The sequence below is a fragment of the Pseudomonas sp. MF7453 genome, from assembly GCF_016405455.1.
Taxonomy (GTDB): Bacteria; Pseudomonadota; Gammaproteobacteria; order Pseudomonadales; family Pseudomonadaceae; genus Aquipseudomonas; species Aquipseudomonas paralactis.
This window is the reverse complement of sequence record NZ_JAEKCN010000006.1, coordinates 42,004-60,142: the sequence shown is the minus strand read 5'-3', so window position 1 is coordinate 60,142 and position 18,139 is coordinate 42,004. Positions and strand designations below refer to the sequence as shown.

The following is an 18,139-nucleotide window of genomic DNA, read 5'->3' as shown; positions in this document are numbered from 1 at the left end:
AGCACACCTCAACTATCGAAGGAAAAATCAATTAGCCGGTGCAGAGTACCAGCCTTTCCCCGTAAGATTCATGCCGGTCACGCGTCTGAATAGAACCTCATGGGTTTCTGTGTGGCCGCTCACATCAAGTTTGCAGACTCTTCCAGGACACAAGATGAACCGTAACGACCTGCGTCGTGTCGACCTTAACCTCTTGATCGTATTCGAAACCTTGATGCATGAGCGCAGTGTGACCCGCGCCGCCGAGAAATTGTTCCTCGGCCAGCCGGCCATCAGCGCGGCCTTGTCGCGCCTGCGCGGGTTGTTCGATGACCCGCTGTTCGTGCGCACCGGACGCAGCATGGAACCCTCGGCCCGCGCCGTGGAAATCTTCGCCCTGCTCTCCCCGGCCCTGGACTCGATTTCCACCGCCGTCAGCCGCGCCGCCGAATTCGACCCGGCCACCAGCACCGCAGTGTTTCGCATTGGCCTGTCCGATGACGTGGAATTCGCCCTGCTCCCGCAGCTGCTCAAACGCCTGCGCTCCGAAGCCCCCGGCATTGTGCTGGTGGTACGTCGCGTCAATTACATCCTGATGCCCAGCCTGCTCGCCTCCGGTGAAATCTCCATCGGCGTCAGCTACACCGCCGACCTGCCCGCCAATGCCAAGCGCAAGGTACTGCGCCGCAGCCTGCCAAAACTGCTGCGCGCCGACAGCGTACCCGGCTCACTGAGCCTGGACGACTTCTGCTCACGTCCTCATGCACTGGTGTCATTCGCCGGCGACCTGAGCGGGTTTATTGATGAAGAGCTGGAAAAGCTCGATCGCAAGCGCCACGTGGTACTGGCCGTGCCGCAGTTCAACGGGCTGGGCACCTTGCTGGCGGGCACGGACATTCTGGCGACGGTGCCGGATTATGCGGCTGAAGCGCTGACCTCGGCGGGCGGGTTACGCGCGGAAGACCCGCCGCTGCCGGTGCGCTCGTTTGAATTGCATATGGCGTGGCGCGGGTCGCAGGATAATGATCCGGGGGAGCGGTGGTTGCGGTCGCGGATTCAGATGTTTTTTGGGGATCCGGATAGTCTTTAGGCGTCGTATGGCACTGATCATTACCTCAGCCATTAACCAAAAAACATGCGCAGCTCATGCTGACTGGCCGAAACCAGATAGCAAAAACGCACTTCAATCCAAGCACGGGCGCGCACAGGGCTCATCACTGAGCGACTAAACTCATGACGCACGACCACTCCCACCAACTGTCAGTACCAAGGTTCGCGCCACAAGCGTCCGAGTACCAAATTACGCTCGCCTCATCTCTATTTCGTTCAATTCTGAGTTCATAACGTATCTCGGATACGGGGCAGATTGCCCTGGTCAGAATCATTGAGGCCGACGTTCCAATATAGCGCGAATGAGCCCCACACCATCAAATGGTGAGGCGACCTATCCAGTAACCCAGCGAAACTAACAGTGCGCCACCTAGAGCGGCAAATACGATCGCCAATCGATTGATAGTATGGGCTGATTGAAGCTGTGTGCGTAGCTTGGCCAAGGTTGATGATATATCTTCAAGAGCCTTATTCTGATCGGATTGTATGTCACGCAATGCTAAGCCGGTGAGGTCTATCGCGGGGCACTCAGTGGTACTCGGCGTACTTTCCACTCCCCTCGCAGCCACCCAACCTTTGTGGCCTAAGAACGTGATAATTGCCGTAGCTCCGTAGGTCATGCCCATCACTGCTTCGGTCGCTGCCACCACTTTTCCGGCAGTTCCGGACGGTAGAATGTCACCAAAACCCAATGTAGTGAAAACGGCGGTGGAAAAATACACGCTTTCCAGACTTGTATAACCACTCAGAAGGCTAAACTGATCACTTCCAGCGCTGGACAGCCCGTGCTTATAATAAAGCGCTGAAAATAAAAATATAAACAACAGCGCTATCATGGTAAAAAACAGAAAAACGATACTCCCTTCCCAAGCGGAAGGCCTAATAATAGAAAATATGAGAACAGTAAACAAAACATACAGCACAATTATCGCAGAATAACCACAGATCCAACTATCAACTGAAGCTACCGTATAGAGCGCCACCGCCAGTGCAATTCCAATCACGGCCATAATGATAGACTGAACAACCTTTGATAATTCTCTATCTTTCAAATCTCTATCTGCTTTCTTATTTAACGCACAACCACTCATACTTCATTCCTTTTTATGTTATTTCTAACCAAACGGCCATGAGCCGAATGCGTCCATTTGCAATGGCAACCACGTCACCTGAGCCATACCAAGAAACCACTGGTTGTGCCCTCAGGGCTGGAGATGAATTATTAAGGCGTAACAGACCATTCAGTCCTTGGGGGCCTCCGGCTTAATCCATATATTTGGCTCCCCACATCCCCCATCCATAGATATCCGGGTGAAGCGGTCAATTCGCAGGACCAATGGAAAACACCCCTTACGGAGCACGCCTTAAAGACGCTAAATCAGCATTGCGGGTCTGCGAGTCGAGCAAGCAGCCGAGCCCTGCCCCTCAAAAGGATACCAAAGAGAAAGAGGAGATGCTTGACGTGGCGAAGTCTGGCCGCTGTCAGAATGCCAGTGAAGTGATGAGGCGAAGATCAGCGGCTTGGTCGGCAGGCGAACGCCTACTCGGAAAATCAGATCGCCCCCCCTCCGAGCCAAGCTGGTTTATGCTCGGTCATCCCAAAAATGGAACACAGCCCATGTTCGACCTCAACGAACTCTTCCTCTACGCCAAGGTGGTCGAGCACGGCGGCTTTGCAGCGGCCGGCCGGGCGTTGAACCTGCCCAAGTCAACCTTGAGTCGCAGGGTCGGCCAGCTTGAGGCAAGGCTTGGGGCGCGGCTGATCCAGCGCTCAACGCGCCAGTTTCAGGTCACTGATGTCGGCCTGGCTTACTATCGGCATTGTGTGTCGATGATTGCCGAGGCCGAGTCGGCGGAAGAGGTGGTGGCCTTCAACCAGTCAGAGCCGCGCGGCTTGATTCGTTTGAGCTGCACTACCGCGCTCCTCAACTATTGGGTGGCGCCGATGCTGGCGCAATTCATGGCGCAGTGCGGCAACGTCGAACTGAATGTGAAGAGCTTTAACCGTAAGGTCGACGTGATTGCCGAGGGCTATGACATTGCCTTGAGCCTGTGCTTTCCGCCGCTGGAAAGCAGTGAACTGGTGATGAAACTACTGGGTAAGAGCACCCAGGTGCTGGTGGCGAGCGCGGCTTTTTTGCAGGACTATGCTCTGCCCTCGCAACCTGCCGATCTTGCCGCGCTGCCTACTGTGCATTGGGGCAACCCGATGCTTCAGTACCTGTGGGAACTGACCGGCCAGGATGGCGCGACGACGCAGATTCAGCACACGCCGCGCTTGGCCAGCGATGATGTGCCGACCCTCAAAGACGCCACTCTGGCGGGTGTAGGCATCGCCAACCTGCCGTGGGTGGTGGTCAAAGAGGACGTCGCCGCTGGGCGCCTGGTTGTCGTGCTGCCTGAGTGGCAACCCGCACATGGCGTTATCACGGCGGTGTTTCCATCCAGACGTGGGCTGATGCCGTCGGTGCGTGCCTTGATCGATTTTCTGGGTGAGGCATTCGATGCGCCTTAGGCAACAGTGTTTTGTCATCAAGGCCGTTGATAGCTCCCTAACGAAACCCCTATGCTAGAGGGCTGACTCCTCGCTTATATCATTCCGAATGATAGTTACCTTTGCTTCATTCGATTCGTGACATACCGCCTCCCCGCGCATGATCCGCCCATCTCAAATACATTGGCGGATGCACTTCATGGAACAGTCACTCAAACTTTTACGCTTCCCCCTGGCGATTCTGGCCGTGGTGGTGATGAGCGCGTGCGGCAAGTCTCCCGAACAAGCGGCCGCCATGCCCCCTGCCAAGGTCAGCGTGGCCAAGGTATTGGAACAGCCGGTCAACGAGTGGGACGAATTTACCGGTCGGTTGGAAGCCCCGGAAACCGTGCAGATTCGTCCTCGGGTGTCCGGCCAGATTGACCAAGTCGCTTTTACTGAAGGCGCTTTGGTCAAGAAAGGCGACCTGCTGTTCCAGATCGACCCGCGCCCGTTCCAGGCCGAAGTACGCCGCCTGGAGGCCCAGTTGGCTCAGACCAAAGCCGCCGCCACCCGCAGCGAAAACGAAGCGCAACGTGGCGAACGCCTGCGCCAGAGCAACGCGATCTCCGCTGAACTGGCCGACTCGCGTACCACCGCCGCCCAGGAAGCCCGCGCCGCCATGGCCGGGATCCAGGCGCAGTTGGACCTGGCCCGCCTGAACCTGAGCTTTACCCGTGTCACTTCGCCGATCAGCGGCCGCGTCAGCCGAGCGGAAATCACTGCCGGTAACCTGGTGACCGCCGACACCACCGCGCTGACCAGTGTGGTCTCCACCGACAAGGTCTACGCCTATTTCGACGCCGACGAGCGTGTCTTCCTCAAGTACACCGAACTGGCCCGTGAAGGCCGTCGTGGCGCAACCACACCGGTGTACCTGGGCCTGTCCAACGAGACCGGCAACCCGCACCTGGGTCAGATGAACTTCGTCGACAACCAGGTCAACCCGTCCACCGGCACCATCCGTGGCCGTGCGGTGTTCGATAACAGCAAGGGCGAATACACCCCGGGTCTGTATGCGCGCCTGAAGCTGGTGGGCAGCGGCACCTACTCGGCCGTGTTGATCAACGACGAAGCCGTCGGCACTGACCTGGGCAAGAAATTCGTGCTGGTGATGGACGGCGACAAGCCGGCTTATCGCGCGGTGGAATTGGGGCCCAAGATCGAAGGTTTGCGCATCGTGCGCAGCGGCTTGACCAAGGATGACACCGTGATCGTCAAGGGCCTGCAACGCGTGCGCCCTGGCTCACCGGTGGCGCCGGAAACCATCCCGATGGCCAGCAAGGAAACCCTCGCCGCCCTGGCCCAACAACGACAAGCGCTTGAAGCCAGCAACCTGGAGCAAGTAGCGCCGGAAAAACCCGCGCCCAAGCTCGCAAGCGTCGCGACTCCACGCGGTTAAGGGATACTTAAGATGAATTTTTCCAAGTTCTTCATTTCACGGCCGATCTTCGCAGCGGTGCTGTCGCTGTTGATCCTGATCGCCGGTGCGATCTCGCTGTTCCAATTGCCGATCAGCGAATACCCGGAAGTGGTGCCGCCGACTGTGGTGGTACGCGCCAACTTCCCGGGCGCCAACCCCAAAGTCATCGGTGAAACCGTAGCGGCACCGCTGGAGCAAGCCATCACCGGTGTCGAGAACATGCTGTATATGTCCTCGCAGTCCACCGCCGACGGCAAGCTGACCCTGACTATCACCTTCGCCCTGGGCACCGACCTGGACAACGCGCAGGTGCAGGTGCAAAACCGTGTGACGCGCACCCAGCCAAAACTGCCTGAGGAAGTGACACGCATCGGTATCACCGTGGACAAGGCGTCCCCCGACCTGACCATGGTGGTGCACTTGACCTCCCCGGATCAGCGTTACGACATGCTGTACCTGTCCAACTACGCGATCCTCAATATCAAGGATGAGCTGGCCCGTCTGGGTGGCGTTGGCGATGTGCAGCTGTTCGGCATGGGCGACTACTCCCTGCGCGTGTGGCTGGACCCGAACAAGACCGCCTCCCGCAACCTGACCGCCACCGATGTGGTGACGGCGATCCGCGAGCAGAACCGTCAGGTGGCTGCCGGTGCCCTGGGCGCGCAACCTGCGCCGAGTGACACCAGCTTCCAGTTGTCGGTCAATACCCAGGGCCGCCTGGTCACCGAGGAAGAGTTCGAGAACATTGTGATTCGTGCCGGCGCCAACGGTGAAATCACGCGCCTCAAAGACATCGCCAGGGTCGAACTGGGCTCCAGCCAATACGCGCTGCGCTCGTTGATCGATAACCAGCCCGCCGTTGCGATTCCGATTTTCCAGCGTCCCGGCTCCAATGCCATCGACATCTCCAACGATGTGCGCAGCAAGATGGCCGAGCTGAAAAAGAGCTTCCCGGCGGGCATGGATTACCGTATCGCCTATGACCCGACCATCTTTGTACGCGGCTCTATCGAAGCGGTGGTGCACACGCTGTTCGAAGCGCTGATCCTCGTGGTGCTGGTGGTCATTCTGTTCCTGCAAACCTGGCGCGCCTCGATCATCCCCTTGGTGGCGGTGCCGGTATCGTTGATCGGTACGTTTGCGGTGATGCACCTGTTCGGGTTCTCGCTCAACGCCCTGTCATTGTTCGGCCTGGTGCTGGCCATCGGTATCGTGGTGGACGACGCCATCGTGGTGGTGGAGAACGTCGAGCGTAATATCGAGCTTGGCCTGGAGCCGTTCCCGGCGACCGAAAAAGCCATGAGCGAGGTTACCGGCCCAATCATCGCCACGGCGCTGGTGCTGTGTGCGGTGTTTATCCCGGCCGCCTTCATCAGTGGCTTGACCGGGCAGTTCTACAAACAGTTCGCTTTGACCATTGCGATCTCGACGGTGATCTCGGCGTTCAACTCGTTGACGCTGTCCCCTGCCCTGGCCGCCGTGTTGCTGCGCGGTCACGACGCACCCAAAGATCGTTTTTCCAAGTTCCTCGACAAGGTCTTCGGGGGCTGGCTGTTCCGTCCCTTCAACCGCTTTTTCGAAAAGGCCAGCCATGGCTACGTGGGTACCGTACGCCGAGTGATTCGCGGCAGCGGTATTGCCTTGTTCGTCTACGCGGGTTTGATGGTGCTGACGTTCTTCGGTTTTGCCCACACGCCGACCGGTTTCGTACCGGCGCAGGACAAGCAGTACCTGGTGGCCTTCGCCCAACTGCCCGACGCTGCGAGCCTGGACCGCACCGAAAACGTGATGAAGCGCATGTCGGAGATCGCCCTTAAACAACCCGGCGTGGAAGCCGCAATTGCCTTCCCGGGCCTGTCGATCAACGGGTTCACCAACAGCCCGAACAGCGGCATCGTGTTCGTGACCTTGAAGCCCTTTGATGAGCGTAAAGACCCGAGCATGTCCGCCGGTGCGATTGCCGGTGCACTGAACGGTCAATACGCCAATATCGAAGAAGCCTACATGGCGATCTTCCCGCCGCCGCCGGTACAGGGCCTGGGCACCATCGGCGGGTTCCGCCTGCAGATCGAAGACCGTGGCAACCTCGGCTATGACGAGCTGTACAAAGAAGTGCAGAACGTGATTGCCAAGAGTCACAGCGTGCCTGAACTGTTCGGCCTGTTCACCAGCTACACCGTGAACGTGCCGCAAGTCGACGCCGCCATCGACCGCGAAAAGGCCAAAACCCACGGCGTGGCGATCAGCGACATCTTCGACACGCTGCAGGTCTACCTGGGTTCGTTGTATGCCAACGACTTCAACCGCTTCGGGCGTACCTACCAGGTCAACGTGCAGGCCGAGCAACAGTTCCGCCAGGACTCCGACCAGATCGGCCAACTGAAAGTGCGTAACAACAAAGGCGAGATGATCCCGCTGGCGACCTTTATCAAGGTCAGCGACACCTCGGGCCCGGACCGCGTCATGCACTACAACGGCTTCATCACCGCAGAAATCAACGGCAACGCCGCGCCGGGCTACAGCTCTGGCCAGGCTCAGGCCGCGATTGAAAAACTGCTCAAAGATGAACTGCCCAACGGCATGACCTACGAGTGGACCGACCTGACCTATCAGCAAATCCTCTCGGGCAATACCGCGCTGTTCGTGTTCCCGCTCTGCGTACTGCTGGCCTTCCTGGTGCTCGCCGCCCAATACGAAAGCTGGAGCCTGCCGCTGGCGGTAATCCTGATCGTACCGATGACGCTGCTGTCAGCCATTACCGGGGTGATCATCTCGGGCGGCGACAACAACATCTTCACCCAGATCGGCCTGATCGTACTGGTGGGCCTGGCGTGCAAGAACGCAATTCTGATCGTCGAATTCGCCAAGGATAAACAGCAGGAAGGCCTCGACCCGCTCGCCGCGGTACTGGAAGCCTGCCGCCTGCGTCTGCGGCCGATCCTGATGACCTCGTTCGCGTTCATCATGGGTGTGGTGCCGCTGGTACTGTCCAGCGGTGCCGGTGCCGAGATGCGCCATGCCATGGGTGTGGCCGTGTTCTCCGGGATGATCGGTGTGACCTTCTTCGGTCTGTTGCTGACGCCAGTGTTCTACGTACTGATCCGTCGCTATGTTGAGCGCCAGGAAGCGCGCAAAGCGGCCAAGGCCTTGAAGCTGGAGACACAGCAATGAGTGTGAAAGTATTCCTGCCGAGCCTGTTGGTGCTGGCGCTCGCCGCCTGTGCCGTAGGCCCGGACTATAAGACCCAGCCACTGGAGGCGGCCAATATCACGGCCGCCGCCGACACCAAGAGCTACGACCACGCCAAATACGAAGGTATCTGGTGGCAGCAGTTCGACGACCCGACCCTCAACCAACTGGTAACCCAGTCATTGAGCGGCAACCGCGATCTGCGCGTGGCCTTCGCCCGCCTGCGGGCGGCACGGGCCATCCGTGATGATGCGGCCAACGACATCATGCCGGTGGTCACCTCCCGCGCCAGCAGCGATGTGGGCAAGGGCCAGATTCCGGGGCAGACCACCAGGCGTGTCAACAGCGAGCGCTATGACCTGGGCCTGGACATGGCCTGGGAAGTGGATTTGTTCGGACGTATCCGCCGCAACCTGGAAGCCAGCGACGCTGACCAACAGGTGGCCGAAGCCGACCTGTACCAACTGCAAGTCACCATGATTGCCGAACTGGTGGATGCCTACGGTCAACTGCGTGGAGCGCAACTGCGCGAACGCATTGCCCTGGACAACCTGAAGAACCAGCAGGAATCGCGCACCATCACCGTCAGCCTGCGCGATGCGGGCGTGGGCGATCAGCTCGACGTGGAACGTGCCGATGCGCGCCTGGCGGCGGTGGAAGCCAGCGTGCCGCAACTGCAAGCCGAACAAGTGCGCGAGCGCAACCGCATCGCCACCCTCCTCGGCCAGCGCCCCGACAAGCTGAGCGTGGACCTGAGCCCGAAAGACCTGCCAGCGATTGCCAAGGCGTTGCCGATTGGCGACCCTGGGCAACTGCTGCAACGACGCCCGGACATCCTCAGCGCCGAACGCAAACTGGCCGCCGCCACCGCACGTATCGGCGTGGCCAAGGCCGACCTGTTCCCACGGGTCAGCCTCAGCGGTTTCCTCGGCTTCACCGCCGGGCGCGGTTCGCAAATTGGCTCGGCTGCAGCGAATGCCTGGTCCCTGGGCCCGAGCATTACCTGGGCCGCGTTTGACCTGGGCAGCGTGCGTGCGCGTTTACGCGGTGCGAATGCCGAGGCCGACGGCGCCCTGGCAACCTATGAACAGCAAGTGCTGCTGGCCCTGGAAGAGTCCGAAAACGCCTTCAGCGATTACGGCAAGCGTCAGCAACGCCTGGTCTCGCTGATACGCCAGAGCGAATCCAGCCGCGCCGCCGCTGACCTCGCCGCGATCCGCTACCGCGAAGGCACCGTGGACTTCCTCGTGCTGCTCGATGCTCAACGTGAGCGCTTGGCGGCTGAAGACGCCCAGGCCCAGGCCGAAGTGGACTTGTATCGCGGCATTGTCGCGATCTACAAGGCCCTGGGTGGTGGCTGGCAGCCGGACACGGTCGTCGCCAGCGGCAAGTGATGTAAAGAGCTCCTTTGGTTGGTCGCATCCAGCCAATTTTTAGCCCTGCGGCTCATTCGGTCGCGGGGCTTTTTTTGGGCTAATTTGAAAGGTATAGACATCAGAGACTGTTGCATTCCCTCACCCGTCATTTCCGAATATCAGTAGAAGCCCTAAACAGGGATGCATTGCATTCAAGAAGCCCCTAGGGTTAGTTCCCGGGAATTGGAGGGTAAAAGATGACAATTGCGTGGACCACCGAAACTTCACAACCGTTTAAGGAGAAAGTAAGAACCGGTTGCGGTGGGTGTGGCGACGAGAGGATTATGTCAATGTAACGTGTGCTACTTATTGGAACAGGCTCGTAAAGAGCATCCTTGCTCAACGCATAACTTAGGGGGGGGGTGTTTAAACTACCAATTCTGGGACAGAGCCGGACGACTCTTGCGGCAAGGGTTCACGATCATAAGCGTCTATGCCGATTGCGGTGTTCACCAAACCTGTGTTTTTCATTAGGTTTACTACTTCTTTGGATGCGCCATTATTAGATCCAAGCTTAATTATGTTCTGAGTATTACGGCAACCACCATGCGCCAACCTCTTGAGTGTCACAATACCTTTACCCAATGCTTTCGATGGCAGTCCCGCCAAGGTTTTAACCCCCGTGGCGGAGAGTTTTAATACAGACTTACCTGTACCATAAACAGCCCCTGGAAGATTAAACATGGACATCGTCATCTTGGCAAAATGCATCGCCTTGGTGAGGAGTGTTGCACCTTTCCCCAAACTACGGATAGCCCCCCCGACTACGAACAGCGCGCCGACAAGCTCTAATCCAAGCCCAATAAGCCCCATGACAAGACGCTTACGATCACCCGAGGCAATATCTTCTATGCTCCCTTTAAAAGGTACAAGGGTATTAATGACAAATGTTTCTACGCCATCAGCTATCATTTTAAACCTCTCATTAGCTGTAAGGCCTTTAGCGTTCTTCAGCAAATCCTCGCGATTGATCAGCAACTTTTCATCCTGTAGCACTTTAATAATTGCATTGGTTCGGATGGAGGAATAGGTATCTGGAACAAATTCGTCAACATCACTCGGTCGTTCGCGCTTGGCAAAGTACCCTTTTATACTAATATCTACAGGCAATGACGGAGCATCTTTCTTTGGCAGGGTAATCAAAAAACGAATGGCTTCATTGTTATTTTCGGCCATACGCTGGAACCGGGCGAGCAACTCATGGCGTTCTACGTAACGATTTTCCAATGGAAAAAACTCGTAGCACTTGGCGCCGAATTCATCTTTGGCAAATATAATCTGGCCTATCTTTTTCTGAGCCTCCTCTGCAGTAATGTCGTCATCCTGTTCCGAGGAGGCGCCGCATATAAATACCTCGCCGAATTCAAGCCTGCGCCTGTCTTCGACGGGCAACTCGCTCAGCTGCGTTTTCATCGCCGTGACATTAAGTGCTTCCAAGGCCGTAGTAGCCCTTGAAAACGGGATATCAAAAACACTTTCGATCGGTGTCAACTGCTTGATGTTCTGAACGAGCGCCTTAAACCTTGCCTTGTCCTTGGAATCCAGGAGCTCCCAGTCTGTCTTATCAACATTTTGCGCCGTCAAGACACCAGACAGGTATAACTCGCTGATGGAGTAGCCACCTGTCAACAACGTTTCAGTATCGGTTTTCAACAGGAGGCCAAGGAGTCCCGCTGTATACTTACTGGATCCCGAAGACATTATTTTTTTATATAAAAAATCAGTCTCCCCCGGGCATTTAGCTTCGAGCTCTTTATTGCCCAACTCGCTGCGGGTATTAAAATTTGATTTTTCTTTTTCGTATTCCGCTACTGCGCCACTGTACTCCTCCATGCGTTGACTGTATGCACTCAGCGCTCGCTGAACGCCAGTATCCGAGTAATTGTCATCGGCCTCCACCACCCCTATACCTACCGCCCAATCATAAATTGGCCCTGCACTGGCCACCGCCACTACCTCGTCGTGATCGGAGGACGAAACCGTCATGAAACTTCTCTGACAAATCTGATCCACCGACATATCACGGGAACTGCCTGGCGACACCATTTCCACCAGTGCGGTTTGAATACGTAAGTTCACGTGCGCCGATGTCCCTACTCGAATATCTCCTGCCCCCTTGGCCAAAAATTCCGGCGCACTGGTTGCCAACATCATATGGGTGATCAGTTCCGCCTCAATCGTTGGCAGCTTCGTGGTAGTGGCAAGATGCTGTGTAAGCTCAGCACGCACATTGCTCAGTGTTTTTCCTGTGTTTGAGACAGAATAGAGGTTGTAGCCAGCAATATAATTACGTTTCGAACCCAGTTCTGGATCAATGCAGAGCAAATCGCGACTCGTGATCAATTGTTGACGATACTCTGGGGACACACTCTTGATTAGCGACGAATCGTCTTGCAATACAGCAAGAATCGGCTCGCAGCGCCTCTGTCCTGCGCCTTGAGTCAATGCCTGGCTAATGAGTTCGTCGGCATTATCGCGGATGTATTCCTGGCTCTGGCCTGCCCAGGGTTTGGGTGAGCAATCAAGCAGTGTCAACTGTGGCGGTATGCTGGCGCCGGGGGCTGACCGGCGGACTCTGATACGTTGCTCCTCGCTCAGGGAGTCGGGTGATTGCTTATCTTCCAAAAAATTGCGGGCATAGCCGCCCATTGCGGGTTCTGGTGGCAGCGGGTTGAGTTTCCAGTTCAAGATGTTGCGCAACTCGCCAGCCGTATTGATAGCGGGTAACTCCTTCCACGTTGCAAACCGAAGCAATTGCCACATATCGCCGACTGATTGTTGTCTGATTATTTGTCCGGTTGTTTGCGATTGCTCAATGGCAGTGTTGAGCAGTTGCGCAAGCGTTGGGTGGGCCAGCACTGACTCCGTCACCTCATGCCACGGGCCAGATGCGCCGTTGGCGCATACCATAAACAGCCCATTCTCCAAACGAAACTTCGCATTCACATCTATCCCTTTCTCGCTCAAGATGGGTGCCATCAGCGGGTCACGCATCAAGCGCTTCAATATTCTGAGCCCCGAGCGATTGGCAATGCCAAGTGACGACCCCGGTGCAATTTTCTGGGAAATCGCTCTGAGGTCGATGTCCTCGTCATCTGGTTTGCCCTTGAGCTCATTGAGCAGCGTCTTTATCAATGCGCTTTCATTTTCTACATCCATAAACTCACGCTCTGCCAGCGCGCGCATTTCAGGTGAGCGCAGGGGGTCATCCTCCGGAAAACCGTTGGCTTTGAGTGCTTCTTCATCGGCCTTGTTGATCGGCCAGCGTACGCCGTAGAACGCCGCGATCTCAGCGGGAATAACCCTGGATCCGGGCATGCTCAGATCCTTTCCATGCGGATCAAGCATGGCAGCACTGGCGATCACTTGCCGTCCGATCGGCCACCAACCACTGCCATCAGAAGGGGTAAACGTAGTGATTTTGCCGGAATACTCTTTTACCGTCAGGGTGGTCCCCACTATGTGGAGCCTGGGCGCCTGGAAATTTTGCGCGCTGATCCACGCCTGCATGGCCGGCGAGCTCAACGCTTTATCAAAACGGCCTCTCCACTGGGCAAATGACGACTCCGGCGGCAAACGTTGAGAGCTCCAGTCGTCCTGGTGACTATCTGCCAGCATGGTGGCCAGTTCAGTGTCAGCTTCAGCGGTTGTTTTAACGGCAACAACTGGCTTGCCCGACTCAGGGGTTGACGTCGCCAGGTTCAGCTCAGCGGGAGGCGGATTTGATGAATACAAGCGCGGACTGTTACGTAAATCAGCAGAGGATAAGCTCATTAAAGTACTCCAGAAAAAAGGAGCCTAATGGTCTGAAAATCACGTATCGCAACGAGATAGGCTTTTTCCGAGGCCGCGTGGATCAAGTGTATGTACGAATTTCCTCCTGCGGGTCATTGCATGAGCCTGCTTCACAAAGGCGGCAACGCGTCACTCAGGATCAAGCTGCGGTAGTGCCCCGGGTTTGAACCGGACCATTTGCGAAAGGCTTTGTAGAATGAGCTGACATCAGCAAATCCAAGACGCGCAGCAATTTCAACAAAACTGATATCGGCCTCGGCAAGCCAGACAATCGCCAACTCCTTGCGCACGCTATCCTTAAGCCCCTGATACGTCTGGCCTTCATCTGCCAGCCGGCGACGCAGGGTCGACGCCGAAATACACAGGTTGGCGGCCAAGCCTTCAGTTTCCGGCCACGTATCGGCAGGCATATGGCGCAGATCATTTTTGATGCGATTGGCCAGGCTCGTCGGGTCGCGGTACTTGACCAGTATGTTGGCCGGCGCGTGTGCCAGGAACCGCTTGAGTTCTTCCGGGCTGCGCTTTACCGGCAGGTTCAGGCAGTCAGCGGAAAAGATCATGCGCGTACGTGGCCGGTCGAAGCGCAGGTTGTCGGAGAACACCACACGATAATCGTCGCAAAACTCCGGTGGCGGGCAGCGCAGTTCAATGGCGAGGATCGGAATCCGCCGACCCGCCAGCCAACAAGCGACGCCGTGGACGATCATCCAATAGGTGAAATAGGTAAACGCGCGTTTAGGTTCGGGTTCGAGCAAGACGACTTCCGCGACGCTCTGTTGGCGAATCAGTTGGGCTGGCATGTGCTCCAGCATCAACGAGAGAAAACCCAGGCCGGTTTCAAGGCCCGCCGCCAGGTTCGGTTGCGCCATGGCTGCACGGCACAGAAACGCCAAACTGCCGGATTTGAGCGCGCGCGGGTCCATGCCAAAAAACTCATCGTCCCTGCGCCGCGCCAGCAAACGCCAAAGGCGCGCGTAGGCCGCGGCCGGGACACGGGCGTCTGGCTGTTCAAGCAACGCAGGGTCAATCCCGACTTTACTCAATGCCTCAACGGTGGGCGCTCCAGGCGCACAGCTTTGCAGCAAGGCTTCGCGCACAAGATGGATGGAGATGGTGTCTTTTTCTGACATGGGGGTGTTGGCCAATCCGACGTGTACCTACGTGGCCTGCATCATAAGGGCGGTTGCGCTTCGCCACCACTGTTCAGCCCACGTTCAGCAAAGGTCAATATTTCTTGTTTAGCAATGAGTATCATTATGTTACAACTTAGCTTCCTAACTAGTTACGCCCCGGTGCCCGATGCTCGTTCCTTTTTTAATCATGCTGCGCGAAGGCATTGAAGCCGCCTTGATCGTTGGCATCATCGCCAGTTACTTGCAGCAGACCGGGCGCGGCCAGTGGATGCCCGCCGTGTGGATCGGCGTCTTCCTTGCCGCTGCCCTCGCCTTGCTGGTCGGTGGCGGCCTTGAGTTGGTCAGCGCCGAATTCCCGCAAAAGCAGCAGGAATTGTTCGAAGGCATTGTAGGGCTCGTCGCCGTGGGCATTCTCAGTTCCATGGTGTTCTGGATGCGCAAGGTGGCGCGCTCGATCAAACACGCGTTGCATGAGTCCCTCGACCATGCACTGGCCGGCTCCCGGCACCAGGTATTCGCGCTGATCGCCATGGTGTTCTTTGCCGTGGCCCGCGAAGGGTTGGAGACGGTGTTCTTTCTGCTGGCGGTGTTCCAGCAGAGCGAAGGCATGGGCGCGCCGATAGGTGCCCTGCTCGGCCTGGTTCTGGCCATTGTCATAGGCTTTCTTATTTACTCCGGCAGCATGCGCCTGAACCTCGGCGCGTTTTTCCGCTGGACCGGCTTGTTCATCCTGGTGGTGGCGGCCGGCATTCTCGCCAATTCGGTGCAAGCGCTGCATGAGGCCGGTGTGTGGAACCACTGGCAAACCGTGCTGTTCGATTTCAGCGCTGCGTTGCCCATGGATAGCCCGTTGGGCTCGGTACTGGCCGGCATGTTCGGTTACCAGGAAGCGCCAACCGTCAGCACCCTGGGTGCCTATGTGATTTACCTGGTGGTGGCCCTGGTGATGTTCTTCCTGCCCGCAGCCCCCGCCAAGCCCGTCGCCACGACTTCTTCCGTTTCCAGCCAGTAAGGACCGTCTCTTGTCCAAACCAACCCCTCAATCGGCCCCACCCTCCCGCGCCTTGCGTTGGGGTGTGGCCGGCTCGGTGGTGGTGATGATCGCCGCCGGTGGCCTGTTCTACTACGCCTCACAATTGGCCGCGACCAAGCGCCAGACCAACCACAATGAAATCGCGGTGACCATCCACGCCCACGCCTGCGAGCCCAACGCCCTCACCGTGCCGGCCGGGCGTGCAAGCTTTCGCATCATCAACCGCTCCGATCGCGCAGTGGAGTGGGAAATCCTCGACGGTGTGCTGGTGGTCGAGGAACGGGAAAACATTGCGCCGGGCCTGAGCCAGGTGATCAACGCCAACCTGTTGCCCGGTGACTACGCCATTACCTGTGGCCTGTTGAGCAACCCGCGTGGCACCTTGCATGTCACCCCCACCGCAGCGTCCGACGCCCAGGCCAAAGCCAAGCCGTCGATGGTGGCGTTTATCGGCCCATTGTCGGAGTTCCGTGTGTACCTGAGCGGCCAGGGCAGTGCGCTGATCAAGGCCGTGACGGCGCTGCAACAGGCTATCGACGCCGGTGATCTGGCCCAGGCGCAGGCCCTGTATGTGCCAGCCCGTGAGGCATATCAGCGCCTGGCGCCTGCCTCTCAACGCCTGGCCGAACTGGATAACGCAATCAACGCCCGCGCCGACTACTTCGAAAAACGTGAGCAGGACCCCGCCTTCAGCGGCTTTCACCGCCTCGAATACGGGCTGTTCCAGCAGCACAGCCTCGACGGCCTGGCGCCGGTCGCGCAACGGCTGGTGGCCGACGTCACCACGCTCAAGCAACAGTTGCTGGCGCAATCGCTGCCCCCGGAGCAACTGGTGAGCATTGTAGTGCGCAACCTCAACAGCCTGGCGCAGGTACGTGCCAGCAGCGGCGAAGAGGAGCGCTACAGCCATATCGACCTGAACGGCTTTGCTGCCAACCTGGACGTCGCTCGTAAAGTGGTCGACCTGATGCGCCCGCTCCTGGGCAAGTCCGCAGCAGGCTTGTTGCCCACTATCGACAGCGCGCTGAATGCCTTCGACGCCCAACTTGCTGCATTCAAAGTCGGCAATACCTATAGCACCTACGACAGCATTACCGCCGATCAGCGCCAGCAGATCGCCGACAAGGCCAAGGCACTGGCCGCCGCACTCGATGGAATCGACCCCGCCCTTGGCCTTTCCGGCCTGCAGTGAGACGAACACATACATGAGTGATTCAGAACAGCTAAACCTTGGGCGCCGCCGTGTCCTGCTGGGCATGGCCGCCACCGGCGCGGCCATCGCCGGCAGCACCTTGACCTGCCCGGCCATGGCCGCAGCGGCCGAGCAAGTCACCAGCGCACCGCGCAGTGACAAGACCCACGACCACCAGGCTTTTTTCGGTCAGCATCAGAGCGGCATTGTCACCCCGCGCCCGGCCTGCGGCATGGTGGTGGCCTTCGACGTACTGGCCAGCGACCGTGAGGATCTGGAGCGTTTGTTCCGCACCTTGAACGAGCGCATCGCATTCTTGATGAGCGGCGGCACCGTGGCGCAGGTCGATCCGAAACTGCCGCCCACCGACTCCGGCATCCTCGGCCCGGTGGTTACGCCAGATAACCTGACCATCACCGTGTCGGTCGGCGAATCATTGTTCGATGAGCGCTTCGGCCTCAGCGCCGTCAAACCAAAGCGCCTGAGCCGCATGGTTGGCTTTCCCAACGATGCATTAGAGCCGGCGCAGTGCCATGGCGACCTGAGCCTGCAGTTCAGTTCCAACACGCCCGACACCAACATCCATGCCCTGCGCGATATCGTGAAAAACCTGCCCGACTTGCTGCTGGTGCGCTGGAAACAGGAAGGCAGCGTGCCGCCCCAGGCCCCGGCCAAGCCCGGCGAACCGGCACAGAGTGCGCGTAACTTTCTGGGCTTTCGCGACGGTTCGGCCAACCCCAACTCCAACGATGCCAAGGCCATGGACCAGATCGTCTGGGTGCAACCGACCAGCGACGAACCGGCCTGGGCGGCCCATGGCAGTTACCAGGCGGTGCGCATCATCCGCAACTTTGTCGAGCGCTGGGACCGCACCCCACTGCAAGAACAGGAAAGCATCATCGGCCGCGTCAAGCCTACTGGCGCGCCCATGGATGGTCAGCATGAAACCCAGGTGCCGGATTACAGCAAAGACCCGCATGGCAAGTTGACCAAGCTCGATGCGCACATCCGCCTGGCCAACCCGCGCACCCCGCAGACCCAGGCCAACCTGATCCTGCGGCGGCCGTTCAACTACTCCAACGGCGTCAATAAAAACGGTCAGCTGGACATGGGCCTGTTGTTCATCTGCTATCAGGCTGACCTGGAGAAAGGCTTTATCAGCGTGCAAACGCGGCTCAACGGCGAACCTCTGGAGGAATACCTCAAGCCGGTCGGCGGCGGCTATTTCTTTACCTTGCCCGGCGTCACCGGACCTGAGGATTTCATCGGGCGCACGCTGCTTGCTGCAACGCACTCACCTACCCCTGCCAAGACCTGAACACACCAGAGCGGAATGC

Annotated in this window: 11 protein-coding genes; 8 read left to right on the top strand and 3 right to left on the bottom strand. The window is 58.0% G+C overall.

Annotated features, from left to right (window positions below; genetic code table 11):
* Positions 1 to 154: 154 nt before the first annotated feature.
* Positions 155 to 1,069, top strand: coding sequence for a LysR family transcriptional regulator (locus tag JFT63_RS11200; RefSeq protein ID WP_057702989.1), 915 nt, complete (start codon positions 155 to 157; stop codon positions 1,067 to 1,069).
* A gap of 337 nt (positions 1,070 to 1,406) precedes the next feature.
* Here the strand turns inward: JFT63_RS11200 and JFT63_RS11195 are convergent, their stop codons facing one another.
* Positions 1,407 to 2,180, bottom strand: coding sequence for an ion channel (locus JFT63_RS11195; RefSeq protein ID WP_198843948.1), 774 nt, complete (start codon positions 2,178 to 2,180; stop codon positions 1,407 to 1,409).
* A 527-nt stretch (positions 2,181 to 2,707) separates the two neighbouring features.
* On the opposite strand from JFT63_RS11195, the gene JFT63_RS11190 reads away from it, so the two are divergent.
* The 4 genes from JFT63_RS11190 to JFT63_RS11175 all read left to right on the top strand — a co-directional run bounded on the left by JFT63_RS11190 (position 2,708) and on the right by JFT63_RS11175 (position 9,628).
* Complete coding sequence (locus JFT63_RS11190) at positions 2,708 to 3,604, top strand: LysR substrate-binding domain-containing protein (protein ID WP_198843947.1); 897 nt, start codon at positions 2,708 to 2,710, stop codon at positions 3,602 to 3,604.
* Positions 3,605 to 3,782: 178 nt separating this feature from the next.
* Positions 3,783 to 5,024, top strand: a complete 1,242-nt coding sequence (gene mexE / locus JFT63_RS11185; protein WP_198843946.1) for a multidrug efflux RND transporter periplasmic adaptor subunit MexE — start codon at positions 3,783 to 3,785, stop codon at positions 5,022 to 5,024.
* Positions 5,025 to 5,036: 12 nt separating this feature from the next.
* The gene (locus JFT63_RS11180) at positions 5,037 to 8,216 is read left to right on the top strand and encodes an efflux RND transporter permease subunit (RefSeq protein WP_186562703.1); all 3,180 of its coding nucleotides are present in this window, start codon (positions 5,037 to 5,039) and stop codon (positions 8,214 to 8,216) included.
* Positions 8,213 to 9,628, top strand: coding sequence for an efflux transporter outer membrane subunit (locus JFT63_RS11175; protein WP_198843945.1), 1,416 nt, complete (start codon positions 8,213 to 8,215; stop codon positions 9,626 to 9,628). Before JFT63_RS11180 ends, JFT63_RS11175 begins: the two co-directional genes overlap by 4 nt.
* Positions 9,629 to 10,015: 387 nt before the next feature.
* Here the strand turns inward: JFT63_RS11175 and JFT63_RS11170 are convergent, their stop codons facing one another.
* Together JFT63_RS11170 and JFT63_RS11165 are read right to left on the bottom strand one after the other, a co-directional pair.
* Positions 10,016 to 13,423 (bottom strand): hypothetical protein, encoded by a 3,408-nt coding sequence (locus tag JFT63_RS11170; RefSeq protein ID WP_198843944.1) that lies wholly within the window; start codon positions 13,421 to 13,423, stop codon positions 10,016 to 10,018.
* 131 nt (positions 13,424 to 13,554) lie between these two features.
* Positions 13,555 to 14,574: an AraC family transcriptional regulator gene (locus JFT63_RS11165; RefSeq protein WP_198843943.1), complete on the bottom strand. Its 1,020-nt coding sequence runs from the start codon at positions 14,572 to 14,574 to the stop codon at positions 13,555 to 13,557.
* Positions 14,575 to 14,743: 169 nt separating this feature from the next.
* Here JFT63_RS11165 and efeU point away from each other — a divergent pair, with 169 nt between their 5' ends.
* The 3 genes from efeU to efeB are packed head-to-tail and all read left to right on the top strand — an operon-like array spanning position 14,744 to position 18,120.
* Positions 14,744 to 15,589 carry an iron uptake transporter permease EfeU gene (gene efeU, locus JFT63_RS11160; protein ID WP_057702983.1) on the top strand — a complete coding sequence of 282 codons (846 nt, stop codon included), beginning with the start codon at positions 14,744 to 14,746 and terminating at the stop codon, positions 15,587 to 15,589.
* A gap of 10 nt (positions 15,590 to 15,599) precedes the next feature.
* A complete protein-coding gene (efeO, locus tag JFT63_RS11155; RefSeq protein WP_057702982.1) occupies positions 15,600 to 16,802 on the top strand; it encodes an iron uptake system protein EfeO in 1,203 nt (400 codons plus the stop codon).
* Positions 16,803 to 16,815: 13 nt separating this feature from the next.
* Positions 16,816 to 18,120: an iron uptake transporter deferrochelatase/peroxidase subunit gene (gene efeB, locus JFT63_RS11150; protein ID WP_198843942.1), complete on the top strand. Its 1,305-nt coding sequence runs from the start codon at positions 16,816 to 16,818 to the stop codon at positions 18,118 to 18,120.
* The last annotated feature ends 19 nt before the right edge of the window (positions 18,121 to 18,139 follow it).

Bases quoted from the DNA above. Each gene is read 5' to 3' on its own strand.
- JFT63_RS11200 (WP_057702989.1), top strand. From the start codon at position 155: ATGAACCGTAACGACCTGCGTCGTGTCGACCTTAACCTCTTGATCGTA.
- JFT63_RS11195 (WP_198843948.1), bottom strand. From the start codon at position 2,180: ATGAGTGGTTGTGCGTTAAATAAGAAAGCAGATAGAGATTTGAAAGAT.
- JFT63_RS11190 (WP_198843947.1), top strand. From the start codon at position 2,708: ATGTTCGACCTCAACGAACTCTTCCTCTACGCCAAGGTGGTCGAGCAC.
- mexE (WP_198843946.1), top strand. From the start codon at position 3,783: ATGGAACAGTCACTCAAACTTTTACGCTTCCCCCTGGCGATTCTGGCC.
- JFT63_RS11180 (WP_186562703.1), top strand. From the start codon at position 5,037: ATGAATTTTTCCAAGTTCTTCATTTCACGGCCGATCTTCGCAGCGGTG.
- JFT63_RS11175 (WP_198843945.1), top strand. From the start codon at position 8,213: ATGAGTGTGAAAGTATTCCTGCCGAGCCTGTTGGTGCTGGCGCTCGCC.
- JFT63_RS11170 (WP_198843944.1), bottom strand. From the start codon at position 13,423: ATGAGCTTATCCTCTGCTGATTTACGTAACAGTCCGCGCTTGTATTCA.
- JFT63_RS11165 (WP_198843943.1), bottom strand. From the start codon at position 14,574: ATGTCAGAAAAAGACACCATCTCCATCCATCTTGTGCGCGAAGCCTTG.
- efeU (WP_057702983.1), top strand. From the start codon at position 14,744: ATGCTCGTTCCTTTTTTAATCATGCTGCGCGAAGGCATTGAAGCCGCC.
- efeB (WP_198843942.1), top strand. From the start codon at position 16,816: ATGAGTGATTCAGAACAGCTAAACCTTGGGCGCCGCCGTGTCCTGCTG.